The organism is Pseudomonadota bacterium, from assembly GCA_018823285.1.
Classification (GTDB): domain Bacteria; phylum Desulfobacterota; class Desulfobulbia; order Desulfobulbales; family JAGXFP01; genus JAHJIQ01.
Window position 1 is genome coordinate 1 of sequence record JAHJIQ010000017.1, and the last position, 17,252, is coordinate 17,252.

At 56.4% G+C, this 17,252-nt stretch carries 12 protein-coding genes; 3 read left to right on the top strand and 9 right to left on the bottom strand.

Annotated elements, in window-relative coordinates; all coding sequences use genetic code 11:
* The 6 genes from KKG35_05435 to KKG35_05460 all read right to left on the bottom strand — a co-directional run.
* Nucleotides 1–1,917: efflux RND transporter permease subunit (locus tag KKG35_05435; protein MBU1737563.1), on the bottom strand; the 1,917-nt coding region annotated here is incomplete at its 3' end.
* Nucleotides 1,914–3,101, bottom strand: a complete 1,188-nt coding sequence (locus KKG35_05440) for an efflux RND transporter periplasmic adaptor subunit (GenBank protein ID MBU1737564.1) — start codon at nucleotides 3,099–3,101, stop codon at nucleotides 1,914–1,916. The genes KKG35_05440 and KKG35_05435, both read right to left, overlap by 4 nt.
* A gap of 258 nt (nucleotides 3,102–3,359) precedes the next feature.
* Nucleotides 3,360–4,760: an efflux transporter outer membrane subunit gene (locus KKG35_05445; protein MBU1737565.1), complete on the bottom strand. Its 1,401-nt coding sequence runs from the start codon at nucleotides 4,758–4,760 to the stop codon at nucleotides 3,360–3,362.
* Nucleotides 4,757–5,389, bottom strand: coding sequence for a TetR family transcriptional regulator (locus KKG35_05450; protein ID MBU1737566.1), 633 nt, complete (start codon nucleotides 5,387–5,389; stop codon nucleotides 4,757–4,759). Before KKG35_05450 ends, KKG35_05445 begins: the two co-directional genes overlap by 4 nt.
* Nucleotides 5,390–5,414: 25 nt before the next feature.
* Nucleotides 5,415–6,263 (bottom strand): MBL fold metallo-hydrolase, encoded by an 849-nt coding sequence (locus KKG35_05455; GenBank protein MBU1737567.1) that lies wholly within the window; start codon nucleotides 6,261–6,263, stop codon nucleotides 5,415–5,417.
* Nucleotides 6,264–6,634: 371 nt separating this feature from the next.
* Nucleotides 6,635–7,486: a ChaN family lipoprotein gene (locus KKG35_05460; GenBank protein ID MBU1737568.1), complete on the bottom strand. Its 852-nt coding sequence runs from the start codon at nucleotides 7,484–7,486 to the stop codon at nucleotides 6,635–6,637.
* Between the two features lie 159 nt (nucleotides 7,487–7,645).
* Here KKG35_05460 and KKG35_05465 point away from each other — a divergent pair, with 159 nt between their 5' ends.
* Nucleotides 7,646–8,338 (top strand): SAM-dependent methyltransferase, encoded by a 693-nt coding sequence (locus tag KKG35_05465; GenBank protein ID MBU1737569.1) that lies wholly within the window; start codon nucleotides 7,646–7,648, stop codon nucleotides 8,336–8,338.
* A gap of 426 nt (nucleotides 8,339–8,764) precedes the next feature.
* Here KKG35_05465 and KKG35_05470 read toward each other — a convergent pair whose 3' ends face one another.
* Nucleotides 8,765–9,259 carry a DUF134 domain-containing protein gene (locus tag KKG35_05470; GenBank protein MBU1737570.1) on the bottom strand — a complete coding sequence of 165 codons (495 nt, stop codon included), beginning with the start codon at nucleotides 9,257–9,259 and terminating at the stop codon, nucleotides 8,765–8,767.
* A 473-nt stretch (nucleotides 9,260–9,732) separates the two neighbouring features.
* Here KKG35_05470 and KKG35_05475 point away from each other — a divergent pair, with 473 nt between their 5' ends.
* Nucleotides 9,733–12,741, top strand: coding sequence for a PAS domain S-box protein (locus KKG35_05475; protein ID MBU1737571.1), 3,009 nt, complete (start codon nucleotides 9,733–9,735; stop codon nucleotides 12,739–12,741).
* Nucleotides 12,725–14,815 carry a response regulator gene (locus tag KKG35_05480; GenBank protein MBU1737572.1) on the top strand — a complete coding sequence of 697 codons (2,091 nt, stop codon included), beginning with the start codon at nucleotides 12,725–12,727 and terminating at the stop codon, nucleotides 14,813–14,815. Before KKG35_05475 ends, KKG35_05480 begins: the two co-directional genes overlap by 17 nt.
* 25 nt (nucleotides 14,816–14,840) lie before the next feature.
* Here KKG35_05480 and KKG35_05485 read toward each other — a convergent pair whose 3' ends face one another.
* Together KKG35_05485 and KKG35_05490 are read right to left on the bottom strand one after the other, a co-directional pair.
* Nucleotides 14,841–15,221 carry a hypothetical protein gene (locus KKG35_05485; protein MBU1737573.1) on the bottom strand — a complete coding sequence of 127 codons (381 nt, stop codon included), beginning with the start codon at nucleotides 15,219–15,221 and terminating at the stop codon, nucleotides 14,841–14,843.
* Between the two features lie 107 nt (nucleotides 15,222–15,328).
* A complete protein-coding gene (locus KKG35_05490) occupies nucleotides 15,329–16,984 on the bottom strand; it encodes a DUF4080 domain-containing protein (protein MBU1737574.1) in 1,656 nt (551 codons plus the stop codon).
* Between the last annotated feature and the right edge of the window lie 268 nt (nucleotides 16,985–17,252).

Consider the following 17,252-nt stretch of genomic DNA (forward strand, 5'->3'; position numbering starts at 1 on the left):
ATGCGGGGCCGATGCCGAGCCGCCACCCGCCGGTCCGCCCCGGGCGACGGTGCCGCCGGAAACCGAATAGAGATGGCGCATGATCGACCGTTCGGAAGGGTCGATTTTGTCGAAATAAGCCACGGTCTCCCGCGCCTTTTCGAGGAGGATTTCCTGGACCTTGGCGGTTTCCGCGACCAGGGTGCCGCGGGGCATCTCGATATTGACGGTGATCCGGTCCCCTTCCACCAGCGGCATGAAGCGGAATTTGACGATGCCGCCTTTAACGGTGCCGATCGCCAGCAGCAGCAACCCGATGGCCACGGCGAAGGTCACATAGCGATAACGGATACAGAGGTTCAGGAAATCCCGGTAATGGACATTGATCAACCAGTCGAGAAAGATGGCAAACTTATGGCGCATCCGGCAGAAGATTCCTTTCTGCTCCTGATCCTCCGGGCACTCCTCCTCTCCCTTGCCTCCCCCCAATGACAGATGGGCGGGCAGGACGAAGAGGGACTCGACCAGCGAGATCACAAGGATACTGATGACCACGATCGGGATCACCTTGATGAACTTGCCCATGGTCCCAGTGACATAGATCAGCGGTACGAAGGCGGCCACCGAGGTGAGGATCGAAAAGACCACCGGCACCCCCACCTCCCGGGCACCGTCGATGGCGGCCTGCAGGTGTGATTTCCCCTGCTGCCGGTGTTCGTAAACGTTCTCCCCGACAACGATCGCGTCATCCACCACGATACCCAGGGCCATGATAAAGGCGAAGAGCGAGATCATGTTGATCGAGACCCCGGTTGCCGGCATCAGGAACAGGGCGCCGAGAAAGGAGATCGGGATCCCGAGCATGACCCAGAGGGCAAGGCGCATCTGCAGAAAGAGGGAGAGGACCAGAAAGACCATGACCAGCCCGAAACAGGCGTTCTTGATCAGGAGGTTCATCCGGCTCCTGAAGATCTCCGAGGTATCGTACCAGGTGGAGATCTTGACCGATTCCGGCATGGTGGCAGACTTTTCCTGCACATACTTGTAGACCAGATCGGAGATAACGGTCGGTTTCTGGTCACCGACCCGGAACACCTTGACCATCGCGGCCGGCTGGTCGTCGAAACGGCCAAATTCATCGGTCTCCTCAAAACCGTCGTTGATCACCGCGATGTCCTTTAAAAGCACCTCAGTGCCGTCCTGGTTGACCACCACCGGTATCTCGCCGTATCCCTGTTCGGTATAACGTTTTTCCTTGGTCCGGACCAGGATCTCGCCACTCTCGGTTTTCAAAGAGCCGGCAGGCAGATCGAGCGAGGTCTGGCGGATAATCTGGGCGACTCTGGTCAAGGTCAGGTTATAGCGGCGCAGGTTGCTCTCGGAAATCTCGATCGAGATCTCATAGGGGCGTACGCCGGAGAGCTCGGCCTGGGTAATCTGCGGCATGGCCAGCAGTTCGTCCCGGACCGCTTCGGCCTGTTCCCGTAAAGACCGTTCCGGAGCATTGCCGTAAACCACCACCGAAATCACTTCCCGGCGGTTGACGATCTTGGCGACGATCGGTTTTTCCGCCTCGCCGGGAAAGGTGGTAATCCGGTCCACTTCGTTCTTGATATCCTGAAGGATCAGGTCGGCGTCCTCGCCTGAGCGGACCTTGGCATTCACGGTCCCCGCTCCTTCGGCGGCCACCGACTTGATCTCATCGATCCCGTCGATGGAGCTGATCGCTTCCTCAACCTGGAGGATGATCCCCTCCTCCACCTCATCGGGGCTCGCGCCGGGATAGACCACGGTGGTCGAAATCCAGTCCAGCTCGATCTCGGGGAAGACCTCCTGCTTGACCTGAAAGCCCATGAAGAGACCGCCGACAATAAAAATCATCATCAGCAGATTGGCGGCCACGTGATTTTTGGCCATCCAGCCGATCCAGTTGTTCATGGTCGCTCTCCCTTCTCGACGGCGCGCAGCTTCATCCCGTTGGCGGCCCCGGTCAGATTGGTGAGGACCACCCGTTCACCGGGTTCAAGACCACCGTTGACAAAAACTGCATCCCTCTCCAGCCGGACGGTGGTGACGGGCCTGATCCGCAGGAGATTTTCCGGGCCCATGATCCAGACCGTACTGTCGTCACGCAGTGCCTGGCGCGGAATGGCGAAAACATCCGCCATGACCCGGCCCTTGAAGGTGATATTAACGAAGCTGCCGATGGCCGCAACCGGGCTGTTGCCCGTTTCAGGCGTCCGCAACAGGTAAGGGTCGTTAATCGAAACGACCATCCGGGCCATTCTCCCCTGGGAGTCAACCTCGGCCAGCAGCCGGTCGATCACGCCCGGCCATGAGTAGGTAATGCCGGCGCTGTTCAGCCTGACCTCGGCCGGTGAGCTTTCGCCCCTGTTGCCCGGCGCCGGAACTTCAAGCCATTGCAGATCGTTCAGCTCGACGGGGACCACCACCTCGGCGGTATCGGTACCGGCAATGACCGCTACCCCGTTGCCGGCCCGGACATATTGCCCTTTATCAATGCTTTCTGTACGGACCACGCAGTTGAAGGGGGCGGTAATCGTGGTTCGGGCCAGATTCAGTTCGGCCTGCTGCAGGGCAGCCTGGGCCGAAGCCAGGTTGGCCTTGGCATCTTTCAGTTGCGGCTCATACAGAGCGAGCGAGTTGGGAGGCACACTCTGGTCTCTGTTCATTCGCTCCCATTCCTGACGGGCAATCCGGGCCTTTGACTCAACCGAACTCAGCTCATACTCCCGTTTGGCAAGATTGGCGCGGGCCTGTTCCAGGGCCAGCTCATAGTCAATGGTCTCGACCTTGAAAAGGGACTCACCCTTTCTGAAAAAGCCGCCGGCGATGAAGCGGTCCGAAACCTCGGTGACGTTGCCGTTCACCTGCGGAGCGATCGTGATTTCCTGGCGGGGCTGGACAATACCGGTGGAATGAATGGTCACCTGGCGGTTTGATTTTTCCGCAACCATAAATTCCACCAGCGCCCCGCGATCTACCTTTTCGATCCTTTCCGGACTTTTCCGGCTTTTGATCATCTGCGCCATGATGAATCCAACCGCGATCAGGATGATGAAAGGCAGGCCAATTTTGACTATTTTCTCTCGGGCACTCATTTTTTCTCACCGTTTGTTTGGAGCGGATGTTGATCTCTTCTCCGGTTCATTGTTTCGCTCTTTGTCATGAAATATTCTTCAGAAGTCAGAATCCAGGAGAAAAGCTTTAAAATCAGTCATTCTGGCTCCTGAATTCTGGCTTCTGAATTCTCATAATGGAATGCCACCATGTCTCTCAATTAATTTACAACAGCAAATCAACACCATAAGACAAGTCAGAAAGTTGAGTTTAAACCTTCTGGCTCCTGGCTTCCGGCTTCATTTCCCCAACTCCTCACTTTTCACTTTCAACTCTTCACTTTTCCCCATCCAGTCGCCGCCGAGGGCCCGATAGAGGCTGATCCGGTCGCTGAGCAATTGCCGGCGGCTGCTCAACAGCTGCTGCTGGACGGTGAAGTGGTTGACCTGGGCGGTGAGGACCGACAGGTACTCGGTCAGCCCCTCGAAATACTGGTCCTCGGCCAGCCGCAGAGTATCGGTGGTGGCGACATGCCGCTCCTCGAGAAGCTGCAGCTGCGCAAGCCCGTTCCGGTAGGAAACAATGGCGTCTTCGACCTCCTGGACCGCCGCGATCACCACCTGATGGTAACGGGCCAGCTCCTCTTCCATCACCGCCTGCCGCCTGTCGATCTCGGCCCGGCGGCGGCCATTATCAAACACCGGCTGCACCACCTCCAGAAGCAGGCTCCAGAAGGTGTCGGAAAGGACCGTCACATAATCGAGCCGTCCGGTCCCGAGCACCGCCGTCAGGTTGAAGGCGGGAAAGCGCTCGGCGGCGGCCGCCGCCACTTCGGCATCACGGGCCTTCAGTCTCGCCAGGGCCGCCTCGATATCCGGGCGGCGGGTGAGCAGTTCGGAAGGAATTCCCGGCAGGATCTCATCGTCAAGTTTCAAAAGCTCAGACTTGCTGCCGCCCAGTTCCGGATCTGGGAAACGGCCGAGTAAGGCGGCCAGGGCATGGGTCCCTTTGGCCAGCCTGGTCTGGGAGGGAGGCTTCGCGGCCCGCGCGGCCAGGATGTTCTGCCGGGCCTGATAGACATCAAGGGCCGCAACCAGGCCCGCTTCGTAGCGGCTTTCCATCCGCGCCAGGGTATCGGCCTGGCTCGCGATAATCCGGTCACTCAATTCCAGTTGCGCCCGCTGCTCAATCAGGAGGAAATAGAGATCGGAAACCTGGGCCGCGGTACTGATCATGGCGGTCTTGAGATCGGCCGCAGAAGCCTGGAGGTTGAAGGAGGCCTTGTCCCGGTCGCTACCGAGTTTGTTCCAGAGATCAAGCTCATAACCGGCCACCGCCGAGAGCCGCATGCTGGTGCCGTCTGGCCCGGTCAGCGGGTCATCGGCCCCGATACCGCCGGTCAGATTCAGGAAAGGCAGCAGGCTCGCCCGACTGATCTTCTGCTGGGCGGCAAACTGTTCGTAACGCGCCTGGGCCTGCCTGATCGAAAGATTCTTTTCCAGCGCCTCCTCAACCAGCCCGTTCAGGTCCGGATCGTTAAACTGTTCCCAGAAGCGGCCGGGGTCAGGGGCGTTCTGCCAGTCGCCACCCTCGACAAAAGCCTCCGGCAGCGGGGTGAGCAGCTCCGGAAGTTTGCTGTCATAGACGCTGCAGCCGGGCAGGAAAGCGGCAATCAGGAACAGGGGGATCATTCTTTTCATATCGGAGCCTCCATGCCGCCGGTGAGAAAAGGCAGCAGCAGTTCGACCAGTTGCCGGGAATTGCGCGGTTCGGCGGAATCAAGCGCCATCGGGCATTTATCGATACAGCGCAGGGTATGGCTCAAGGCGCCGATTACGAAGTTGAGCCGCCAGTAAAGGATATCGGGCGGCATCTCCGGAAGGGCCCGGGCCAGGGCTTCGTGAAAAATCCCGATGGCCGGACCCATGTGCTGGATGAAGATGCGGCGGGCGGTCTCATCGCTGTCGGCCAGGGCGCGTCCGACCAGGGTGACGAAATTTCTCGCCCCCGGCGCCGATTCCGGAAGCCGCAGGGTCGGTTCGATAAAGGCGAGCAGCACTGCACCGGTAACGGGTTTGCTCCCGGCCGCCCCGGCCTTCGCCAGCACCTCCTTGACCCGCCGGGAGCGCTCTTCATTCAAGGGAACGATCCGCCGGCTGATCACCGCGGCAATCAGCCCTTCCTTGGAGCCGAAATGGTAATTGACCGCTGCGAGATTCACCTCGGCCGCAGTGGTGATCATCCTGAGCGAGGTCCCCTTGTACCCCTTATCGGCAAAGAGCTCTTCGGCCTTGTCGAGGATGGTTTCCTTGGTATCGCTTTGGGTCATATCGGTTTCCTTGATGAGAACACTTTTACACCAGGCAGGCGCCAAATGAGCGGGCGACCAGTGGGTTTACCGCCGCCGGCGGCAGCCTGAGTCTTTCGCAGGTCGTTCGGCACAGGGCCAGAGGCTCAGCTGTGGCCAGCATTTCCAGGGCCGCTGCCCCGACATTTTTTTTAATTTTCTCCAACCAGTCAAGGCTTGCGGATATTGCCTTTGCCTTACCCGCTCCGCTGGCCTGAGCCGCCCATGAGGAGAGCAGCAGATCACTGTTCGGAGTGGTGTCGATCTTCCTGATGGACGCAATGGATTGATGCCAGTCAGTAAAGATAGGCAGGTCTCCCGGTATCGGCAAGGCATCGGCGGTAAAAATGGCCGAATCTGCCGGAATATGCAGGGTCAGCGAGCCGGGTGAGTGGCCGGGGGTGTGAAGAATTTCGATTTGGAGGCCTTCTTCAATTTCAATCCTGTCCCCATCTGCCAGAACCTGATCCACCGAGATCGAACCTTCGACCAATTGCGTAAATCCCGGAACCGGTCGCTCTTTGGCCTGAAGTGCGGTGTTCTCGATCCATTCCTGCTCGGCCGGGTGGGCGAAGACCCGGCAGTCGGTTTCACCGGTAACGCTTCGGGCCGCGCCGATATGATCGGGATGGGCATGGGTCAGGAGAAGTTTTTTGATGCTTTCAGGAGTGCGACCGAATTCCGCCAGATATGCAAAAATCCTCTCCGCCACCCCGGCCACACCGGAGTCAACCAGAACTGTTTCAGCCTTGCCGAAAACGAGCAGCACATTGACAAAGCGGTCCAGCCTGATCTCCGGACTGATCGGGACCTGAAAAGGTATTTTCAATAGATGAAGATGTTCACTGATCTGCATGAAGGTTCTCCTTAGCAAAATCGGACCTTACCATACGACCAATTAAAACAAACGTTTGAATGACGGTCAACAAAAAATATTCTGCGGCTGATGCCAGGGTATTATCTGGATTGGCGGGGTGCAAATTGGAACACAGGAACGGTTGCCGGGGTTAAATCCCTTGGTTGAAACATTGAAAGGTTCGATGAAGTAAACTTTCCCCGGGAGATCCGTCAGTACAATCCGGTCAATTGCCAGTCCGAAGGTCGTTGCCGCTCTCGGCTTGAAACTGCGCGCAGGAGCCGACCTCAACTTGCCAGGGCAACCCTTCTAACAGAAAAGCCGGATGCATAATTGAGCCCTGTTTTCCAACTATTCATAACCGTCCGGAGTCAATGAAACGCTCCTTCCCTGACCCCAAGTAACAGGTAGTCGGCATTTTCAAAGGTCACTGAATCGCGCTGGATCTGGCCGGGAACCTCGGGCAGGATCACCCGCCAGCCGATCTCGCCGTTGTTCTTGAGCTGTTCGGGAATGCCGTGCTTCCAGGCATGTCCGCTGCCGGCCAGGACCACTATTTTCCTGTTCGGATTCGCAGCCAGATAATCACTGATGTGTTTTGCCATTACCTTGTCCCACAACAGTTGCGCTTCGCAGAAGTATTCAAAATCGTTGCCTTCCAGATTGTGCATCTGCAGGGTTCGACGCATGTAATCCCGGTAGGCGTCATCGACAAAACATTGCACAACCGGCAGTTTCTTCACCTCGTTTTCAGAAAGCGAAAGAAACCCTTCCCGCGCCACCTTGCCGGTAATTTCCCGCGACAGATTGAGCCCGACCATCGGTATTCGGTATTTCCGGGCGTAGTCGAAAATTGCCCGATACTTGTCCCACCATTTCCAGTTTTCATTGAAAACAGCCTTGAACTTCCCGGGACTGATCTTTCCGCTGCTCCAGCCGTCAAGGGTCTCCTGACTGTCCGCCCTGAACATTTCCAGACCGATGACCGGCTCGACTCCGGCCTTCCGCAAGGCCTGGATAATTTCCAGCTGAGCCCGGTGATGCGAGAGGTTGTCGTGGCTCTCACCGATAAAGATCACCCTCGCATCCAGCAGATCCCTGACCAGTTCCGTCAGGGTCACATACCTGCCATCCTCAAGACGGAGGGTATGGGCTTCGGCGGTAACTCCTGCGGAAACAAGAGCGAACATCAGAGTCAGGATCGTTACAATGGCTCGAGGCATATCTTTCCTTTGGTTTTTTTTCGGAGGCCTCTTAAAGCATACCAGAAAAGGGGTCATGATTAAATCGTCCTTTCTCCGTAACCAGCAATCATGAAGTATGATCCCCCGTTTTCCCGGGATCGCTTGCCAAAAGAGAGCCAACCACGTACTTTACGGTCCATGAAAAAATCCTCGAAAAACAGGCTGACCCCGCAGCAGGAGTCTTTATTTCCCGGAGATACCCTTTTCGATCAGATTGCCCGGGCGGTCTGTCGGGCCGGAACCCTGCCCCGGAAAGAACTCCATGAAGCCTGGGAAATGGCGAAAAGGGTGCGGCGGCGATATCGGGGCGGCAGGGTTCTCGATCTCGCCTGCGGCCACGGCCTATTGGCCCATCTGATGCTCATCCTCGATGACAGCTCGGAGTGCGCCGTTGCGGTGGACAGCAGGATCCCGGCAAACGCGGAGAAATTGTCCGGCGCCCTGATTGCAACCTGGCCAAGACTGGCAAGCAGGATCAGCTACCGGGAGGTACCGCTCGAAGAGGTCGCCATTCTGCCGGACGATCTGGTGGTCTCCGCCCACGCCTGCGGCTCTCTGACCGACCTGATCATTGGCCGGGCCGTTGCCCAACGGGCGAGGGTGGCGGTCCTGCCCTGCTGTCATGATCTGCGGGAATCCTCCACCGGAGACCTTGCCGGCTGGATGGACAAAACCCTGGCCGTGGACACGGTCCGGGCGATAAAGCTTCAGGCACACGGCTATCGGATCGTCACCCAGGAAATCCCCTGCGAGATCACGCCGAAAAACAGGCTGCTGATGGGAGAATACTTCACCACCGAGCCTTCCGGGAACCTGTCCCCGCTGCCGTAGAAAAGGAACTTCGGACAGGGAACGCCTGATCATTCCCCCCGCAAATCAAGTAAAAAAAAACCGGGAGCACAGGTGCCGCCGCACTGCCCGGCAAATTTTTTTCTGCCCTTTCTTTCACCACTCCTTGAAAAACTCCGTGTGCCTCCAGCAGGAAAGAGCCGAAATGGCGGCAAGAGGCTGCTCAAATGACCCGGTTATGGCAAACTTCCGGGGTTACTGTGCGCCCTCCCGACCTTCATCAAACCTTGCCTCCTCCAGGACCTGATCAGGATGCTCAACGAACTTTCAGGATCAGGAGTTCTGCGCTGAGTTTCCAGAATCCATTGCCTGTTACCTTGTAAATCACAGCCGGAGGGGAAGAGTCTTTTCGGCGACAATCCTGCCGGGTTGTGACGAAAACACATCTTCCCGCCCCGCCAGCATCAATCATGCTCCTGTTTCACACGATTGTCCTTTTTTTCTCCGACAATTTCCGCCCTCCTGTTTTCCATGCCTTTTCCGGCCACGGCCCTGATCGCCTGCCGCCCGGTGGATATTGTTTCCACTACAGGACGGACATGCTTCCGGCCTCCCGGTACCATAAGGAACTTCCCACTCGTGTTTACACTCCAAACATCTGAATTTTTTTGCCGTCATCTCAAATTCACCTCCTTCGATTTTTATTGCCTGCCCTTTAACAAGTGCCTGCGCCACCTTGCGGTGGCCGTTTTCAATGATCCTCCCGAAAGTCTGCCGGGAGACATTCATCCGCTTTGCCGCCTCGTCCTGATACAACCCTTCATGATCGGCCAAACGAATCGCTTCGAATTCATCGACCCTGAGCACAATGACTTCCAGTGACGATTGCGGCACACCTTTCGGTTTAAAGTAGGTGCATTCAGGCAGGCACCCAACCATTCTGCTGTTTAGAGGTCTCGCCATTTTTCCTTCTCTCCTTTTGTTATTATTATAAGCATATGCTCATAACGAGTCAACCGGAACGGTCCACAAAGGAATTGACTCCAATCACTGTTTTCAGGATACTGTCATAATGGTTCACTAAATGATAAACAAATAATGAAGATCCGCTTAAATCGGTATGATTCCCTTTCAGTTTCAGCTACTTTTAGGCGAAGTCGGCGGTTCGCGGCATGAAACACCTGACGCGACCCGGCGGAAAGGAGAACCAGAGCAGACTGCGGACCCGAAAACCTGATGTGGCAACCGATCCGTTGCCGCTTTTCGGAACTCCCTGCGCCAGATAGTCAAACGGTGTGGTACTTCGAAGCCGCGGGCAAGCCCCCACATATCGCTGTGCATGATCAGGAGCGTCGCTTTTCCCACTTGCTTCACTTCCCTCGCACGGGGAGCCGCTCGGCGGAAAGGCGATGGCAGGCAGATTACTTGTTGAGGAAATGAGATGGCCACCAGGAAAAAAGCGAAATCAGGAAAAGCCGGCAAAACTGCCGGCGCCTTCACTATCTAAAAAACAACCCGCGGAAATTCACCGCGAAAATTCGTTCCCGATAGTCGGCATCGGCGCTTCCGCCGGCGGTCTGGAGGCCTTTGAAGGGTTTTTCAGGGCCTTGGCGGATGATTCCGGAGCGGCCTTTGTCCTGGTGAGCCATCTCGACCCCAATCACGCGAGCATCCTCCCCGAGCTCATCCAGAAAAAGACCGCGATGCAGGTCCATCAGGTCGTCGACAACATGAAGGTTGGCCCGAACCAGGTCTATATCATTCCTCCGAACAAGGAGATGGCCCTGTTGAACGGCGCCCTGCAACTCCTGGAGATACCGATGCCCAGAAGAGCAAACCTGCCCATCGACATCTTTTTTCGCTCCCTTGCCCAGGACCAGGAGGAAAGGGCCATCGGCATCATTCTTTCCGGAACGGGCACCGACGGCACGCTGGGGGTCAGGGCCATCAAGGGCGCGGGCGGCATGGTCATGGCCCAGGACCCGGATTCGTCCAGATACGACGGGATGCCGGCAAGCGCTATTGCCACCGGCCTGGTCGATTATATTTTGCCCCCGGACAAAATGCCCGCGCAACTAATGAATTATGTTGGCCACCAGTCGCGGCGACCGGCAGGCGGTATTGCGGCCGATTTTGGGAACATGCAGGGCGCCCTGCAGAAAATCTTTGTCGTGCTGCGGACAACTACCGGGCATGATTTTTCCCAGTACAAACAAAACACCATCTGTCGCCGGATCGAGCGGCGGATGCACGTGCACCAGATCGACGATATCGATGATTATGTCCGCTACCTTCAGGAGTCCGAACCGGAGACCGCCATCCTGTTCCGGGAGCTTCTGATCGGGGTCACCTGTTTCTTCAGAGACCCCGCCGCCTATAAATCCCTGAAAGAAAAGTTTCAGGAGTGGCTCGCGGACAAACCGGACGACTATAACGTCCGGATCTGGGTGGCGGGCTGCAGCAGCGGCGAGGAGGCGTACTCCGTCGCCATCATTGTCCTGGAATGCCTGGAGGTCCTGGGAAAACACCTCCCGATCCAGATCTTCGCCACCGATCTCGATGAAGAGTCCATCGCCCTGGCCCGGGCCGGAATCTATCCGGAGTCTATTTCGGTTGATGTGCGCCGGGAACACCTGAAAAAATTCTTCACCAGGGAAGAGAACCACTACCAGATTAAAAAAAGCATCCGCGACCTGGTGGTTTTTGCCCCCCAGAATATTACCAAGGACCCGCCCTTTACCAGGCTCGATCTCCTCTGCTGCCGGAATCTGCTCATTTACTTCGGGCCGGAACTGCAGAAAAGATTGCTGCCTCTCTTTCACTACAGCGTAAAACCGGGCGGCCTGCTCTTTCTCGGTTCCTCGGAAACCATTGGTCAGGCAACCGATCTCTTCGATCCCCTCGATAAAAAATGGAAAATCTTCAAGAGTCTCCCGGCCGGGAAAATGATGCAACCGGTCCTGAACATCCAGACAGCTCGTGGTGCCGCAGGACACCACGACCGGGTTTTCCAGAAACCGGCGCCATCCCTCAAGGAGATCGAGCCGCTCAAACTGCTGAAGAGCATCATCTCGCAAAGCGACATGTCGACCTGTGTGGTCATTGACGACAACGGCGACATCATCTATATCCACGGTCGGACCGGCTGCTTCCTGGAGCCTGCCGAAGGGGTGGCAAACCTCAACGCCCTCGATATGGCGAAGCCCGGACTGAAGGCGGGGCTGGCCGGCGCCATTCACCGGATGATCGCCGAACGGCAGGAGGTCGTCGTTAACGGGCTGCAGGTCCAGGCGAACGGCGGGTTCGTGGAAGTCGACCTCGTCGTCAAACCGCTGCCTGATCTGCAGACGGGCCGCCGTGGCTTGATGATGGTCATCTTCAATGAGCGTCCCTCCCCGAAAAAAAAGAAAGGAGCACCGCCCGGCAGAACGACCCGGTCAAGCCGGAGCGCCGAACTGAAAAACCTTGCCGCCGAGCTGCAGTATACCAAGGAAAACCTCCAGACCACGATTGAGGAGCTGCAGACCTCGAACGAGGAATTGAAATCCACCAATGAAGAGCTGCAGAGCACCAATGAAGAACTGCAGAGCACCAACGAAGAGCTGGAGACCTCAAAAGAGGAGCTGCAGTCCTTAAACGAGGAGTCCTCCACGGTCAACGCCGAACTGCAGGGCAGGATTGAAGAACTGGTCACGGCCAACGACGATATGAAAAACCTTCTCGATGCCACCGAGATCGCCACCATCTTTCTTGACATCGACCTGAACATCAGGCGCTTCACCCCCAAGACAACCGATCTGGTCCCTCTCACCACGCTGGACATCGGCCGGCCGATCACCCATTTCGCCACCTCGCTGAAAAATGTCGACCTTGCCGGACAGGCCGGAGAAGTGCTGGAGGAGCTGGGCAAAAAGGAGCTGGAAGTAGAGGACACCAGGGGCACCATTTACCGTATGCGCCTCCGGCCCTATCGGACCGCAAAAAATGTGATCGCGGGGGTTGTAATTATCTTCGAGGATGTGACAGAATTAAAAAAACAGCTGGCCCGGGAAAAACGGCTGGCGGCCATTGTCAAAGACTCCAACGACGCCGTCACCATGCTCGATTTCAGTGGTCGCTTTCTTGCGTGGAACCGGGGCGCGGAAAAAATGTACGGCTACTCCGAAGCCGAGGCGCTGCAGATGAACCTCATCGATCTTGTTCCCTCCGGCTGGCAAAAGAAGACCCGGGCCCTGATTTCCACGCTGAAGGAGGAAGAAGCAAAACCGATCTTGACGAAACGGCTCAGGAAAGACGGAAAAATTGTCAATGTCTTGCTGACGGCCACCAAGATATTAGATGAAAACGGGGTGCCGGCATCCATTGCCACCACGGAAAGGGATTTGGGCATGCTCACCAGACAGGCCTTGCAGCACTTGACGGGAGAAGATGATGCACCGGGATAAAAGCTCCGCCAACAAATTTATGGACCTGCGAAAACGGGCCCATGCGTATCTGTCCATCCCGATCGGCAACGGCCGGGCCCTGTCGCAGGAAGAGGTAAAAAAACTGGTCCATGAACTGGACACCTACCAGATCGAACTGGAACTGCAGAACGAGGACCTGCGCAAAACCCAGCAGGAACTCGAACAATCCCGCCGCAAATACACCAACCTCTACGACTTTGCCCCGGTCGGCTATCTGACCGTGAGTGGCACGGGCCTGATTGTCGAGGCCAACCTCACCGCCGCCGACATGCTCGGCGTGGCGAGAGGGAGCCTGCTCAGACAACCTCTTTCCGCCTTTATCCTTGAGGCGGATCAGGATATCCATTACCACTGCCGCAAGAGACTCCTGGAGTCAAAGAAAAAACAGAGCTGCCAATTCCGCTGCCGGAAAAAAGACGGGACAATTTTTCATGCCCAGTTGAAAAGTACTGTGGACTTTGAGATGGACGGCCATACAAGCCGGTTCCGCACCATAATGACAGACATTACCGAGCAGAAAAAAATCGAAATCGCCATTCAGCAAGGTAAAAGGGAATGGGAACAAACCTTCGACGCCATGCCGGATATCGTCACCCTGCTCGACAAAGACCTGCGTATTTTCCGGGCCAATGAAGCGGCCCATGTATTTTTCAAGGTGCAACCGGGCGGCCTGAACGGCCGGCACTGTCATGAGCTATTCAGGAAAGCAGCAAGTCCCTGCCCGGACTGCCCTGCGGTCAGGACCATCGAAAACCCCCTCCACTCCTTTACTGAAATCGTGGAACACCCGACGCTTGGCAAGATCTTTCAACTGTCGTCCTCTCCGGTCCTGGATGAGAACGGGGAACTGCAATATCTGGTGCATACCGCCAAGGACATTTCGGAAATCAAAAGAATGGAGGAAGACCTTTTTCAATCGCGCAAAATGGAAGCCATGGGCACCCTGGCCGGCGGCATCGCCCATGATTTCAACAATATCCTGACGGCGATCATGGGCTATGCCGAATTGACGAAAAATTCCCTTTCCCGTTCCGACTTGCCTGAAGACCATGTCGACCAGATTTTGCATGCCGCGAACCGGGCTAAGGAGCTTGTGAAGCAGATCCTCACCTTCAGCCGGAAAAGACAGGACAGCACAAAGGTACAGCTCCAGCCGCAGATTATCGTCAAGGAGGCCCTGAAAATGCTGCGTGCTTCCCTGCCGACAACAACCGAGCTCAAGGAAGATATCGATCCGGAGTGCGGCGACATCATGATGGACCCGAGCCAGTTCCATCAGCTCCTGATGAATCTTTATACCAATGCCTTTCATGCGCTGCCTGAGGAACAGGGAACGATCACCATCCGCCTCTCGAATAAAATCCTCGGCGCCAAAGAAGTGAGCAGCGAGCCGGAGGTGTCGCCAGGGCTGTTCGTTGAGCTGGTTGTTCAGGATACCGGCTGCGGGATGGAGAAACAGGTGCTCACCCGCATCTTTGAGCCCTATTACACAACCAAGGGCACCGGCAAAGGGTCCGGAATCGGCCTGGCGGTGGTCTACGGGATCGTCAAAAGCCATGGCGGACTGGTAAAAGTGGAAAGCACGGTCGGGAAGGGCTCGATGTTTAAACTCTATTTCCCGGCCGTGGAAAAAAGATACAAGCAAAAAGAGGCCCCGGAAGAGAAAAAAGCGCTTCCCACCGGTACGGAAAGAATCCTCGTTGTCGATGATGAGGAGATGATCAGCAATTTCCTGAAAACCTGCCTGACCGGTCTCGGGTATACCGTGACCGCGCATACCAGCAGCCTTCAGGCGCTGGCCGATTTCAACTCCCGCCCGGATGCCTTTGATCTCGTGGTAACCGACCAGACCATGCCGAGAATGCCCGGGAGTGACCTTTCCAGAAAGTTGCTGGCTGCGCGCCCCGACATTCCGATTATTATCTGCACCGGCTACAGTTCGATGATTTCCGAAAAAAAGGCCAAAGAGCTTGGGATCAGAAAATTCGTCCTGAAGCCTGTGAGCATGAAGGATATGGCCAATATTGTCCGTGAGGTACTTGACCGGAACTGACCATCACCGCTGGGGAGAGGTGCCCTCATTCGGAATAACGGCGGCGGGAGTCCATCTCGATCAGCACATAGTAAAACCCCTTCACTGCGGCCACCGACAGAAAGACCATGATCGCCATGGCCTGCATCCCGAGATACTCGGGAACCAGGGCTTTTGCGTCCCGGAACAGGAAATACATCACCACCATATTCACCACCGTGCCAATGCCGAGCTGCACCACCATTCTGGGCAGGAGATAAACCTGATAGGCAAACCAGGTGATGATATCGGCCAGGACCAGCATGTTCAGAAAACTTCGCATCGGCAGGGAAAGATGCAGGCCGTCAAAATAAAAAATCCAGGCCCACAGACCGTAGAAGACCATTCTGACCAGGACATTGGCGTTATGGAGGATCATCTCGTTCATTATCGCTCACCCGTTTTTATTCCTGATCAACTTAATCGACCGGAAAGAAATATTAAAGATTTTGCCGGCTTGAGAATTTCAGGCCCCTCCCTGTTTAAACTCTCGGCTCATCCTGGCAGCAGGCATACTTTCTGGAATGAGTGGATTCCCGGTTCCCTGTCGGGCAGGAAACAGACAATACCATCTTTGGTGCCGTCCCCGAGGCCGAGGCGCTGCAGTGCCGACCCTGAAAAGGCGGCGAAGAAGGACTTGCGGAAGAATTCGTCGCGGCTGCGATAATCGTAATACGGGGGAAAATTCACCCCCAGCGTACGACTCAAATGTTTGCGCAGTTCGGCCAGGTTTTCGTCGGCAAGCGGTTCCGGCAGAAAACGGTGGCCGCAGCGCAGCCAGTCGTAGCGAAGCAGTTCCCTGATCAGCTCGCAGTCATTCCTGCCTGAAATGACCTCGCAGAGCAGGCTGTTGCAAAATTCCTGGGTGGCGGAAAGAGAAAAGAAATTCCGCGCCCGGCAGACCTTCAACAACTCTTCGAAGAAGGTGCAGATATCTTCACCGGTTTCCCGCAGATAGGCAAATAAACAGGGAAAATAGCGATTGTTGTGGAAGGCCTCCAGACATTCGCCGAGCCAGTAGAGATGGCTCAGGGTCCGGTGATCCATCTGCGGGGTGGCCAAGACCTGATACGGCGGCTTTCGGCTGTGCACCAGGCCGGGAACACCGCTGATTCCGGTTCCCGGCAGAACCTTCAGAAGTCCCATCTGGATATAGTGCGGACCCATGGCGAAAACCTCCCGGACTCCGTTGCGGAAGGAGGATGCGGTTTCCTCGGGCAGACCGAGGATCAGATCGGCATGGAGGTGGATGTTGTCCAGGGCGGCCAATCGGCGGATATTCTCTCCCACCTTTTTGAGATCCATCACCCGGTTGACCGCCGCCAGGGTCTCCGGGTGGGTGGACTGGATGCCCAGTTCAAACTGGAACCGCCCCGGCGGCAGCTCCGCGAGAAAGGCGAACATCTCCTCACTGAAAAGATCCGGGGCCATCTCGAAATGAAAGAGGGTCTCCCCCCCCTGTTCGGAGAGAAAGCGCCAGATTTCCAAAGCCCGGTCCGCATTCGCGTTAAAGGTCCGGTCGACGAACTTGATGATCTTCGGCCGGTGCTTGAGGATCGCCGCGAGCTCCCTTTTGACCTGTTCAACATCCTTCCGGTTCATGCCGCGTTCCACCGAGGAAAGGCAATAGCTGCAGGAAAAGGGACAGCCCCGGCAGGATTCATAATAGATATGGCGGTTATGCAGAACCCCGGTCAGGTCTCCATCCGTATAAGGGGAGGGGAATGGCCCGCCTGGTCTGCACTCATAAACCGGGGCCAGTCGGTTATGCTGCAGATCTTCATAAAATGAGGGAGAAAGCCCTTCCACCTCACCTTTGATGACCGTGGTCTTGGCGGGCAGCTGGTCCCGGCTGAAAGCGGCGGCCTGGGGGCCGCCCAGTACGAACGGGACCTCCGGCAGAATCCGGGCCAGATCGTCGAGCAGCTGCAGGACCAGTTCGGAGTTCCAGATATAGACCGAAAAGAAGATGGCGAAAGGGCTCCCCTCGCTTATGCTAAGAAGGGTCTGATAATACGGGTCGTTGATGGTCAGCTGCCGGAGCTCAATTGCCGCAGCAGGAAGATTTTTCCGCAGCTCTTCCCTGACATAGAAAAGCGCGAGACAGGAGTGGATATAACGGCCGTTAAAGGCTATAAGTCTGATCTGCATCGCCGTATTTGACATGGGATGATGTCTACTGTCAATGTTGACATTCCCTGTAACACTTATTAATCAGTTGCCAAGTGAATCGCTCTCCAGCATAGCTGGAGGCATCAGCAACCTCCCTGATAGAGGTTTTTTTGCATTTCCTTCCCCATGTCACGCAGCCGAGCACCGCAGGCGGTGACGGATAAGACGCTGGAACTGTTTGAGCCCGAAGGGCGAGTTTTTCAGCGTCCCGTCACTGACGAGGAGCACAGGGTATCCCGCCCTCGGC